The 670-nt window shown below is 63.4% G+C and carries 1 protein-coding gene; it reads left to right on the forward strand.

The window, feature by feature from the left end; translation table 11 throughout:
* Nucleotides 1-670: RNA-dependent RNA polymerase family protein (locus ACYU7G_RS17155; protein ID WP_461110052.1), on the forward strand; the 670-nt coding region annotated here is incomplete at both ends.

The following is a 670-nucleotide window of genomic DNA, read 5'->3' on the forward strand; positions in this document are numbered from 1 at the left end:
CTAGGGATCAGAGCCCTACGCGCCGCGCGGTAAAGCTCCTAGAGAAGGGTTATCTCGGTAGGGCCTCTAGGGCCCTGACGGACCCTACGCCCCTCGCGCCCGAGACCCCCGAGACCCTCGAGACCCTCCGCGAAAAACACCCTATCGGATCTAAGGACCCCTTCGCGGGCGCGAGCCCTAGCCCCGGTCAGCCGATAACCCTAGAGGCTATATCCGAGGCTATAGGCTCTATAGGGCGCGAGAAGGCCCCGGGCCTCTCGGGCTGGACTAGGCCCCTCCTAGACCTAGCTACGGCTAGTCCTAGCAGCCCGGTCCTCCTAGCCCTACGCCTCCTAGCGGATATGATCCGGCAGGGCACCGCGCCGGGCCCGGACCTGCTATGCGCCTCCCGCCTTATAGGCCTCGAGAAGCCTGACGGCGGCGTCCGCCCTATAGCCGTAGGGGACCTCCTCTATAGGGTAGCCCTAAAAGCTATCCTTCGGACCTCCTTCCGGCCCGGGATGCTCTTACCTAGTCAGCTAGGCGTTAGTAGCCCCGGCGGGGTCGAGCCCGCCGTTTTCCTCCTCGAAGAGGCTATTTCGGGCCCTAATAAGGCCGGTATCCGCGAGATAGCCTCCCTCGACCTATCGAATGCCTTTAATTCGATAAGTAGGGCCTCTATCGCCGCGGC

The sequence above is a fragment of the Tessaracoccus terricola genome (genome assembly GCF_054776555.1).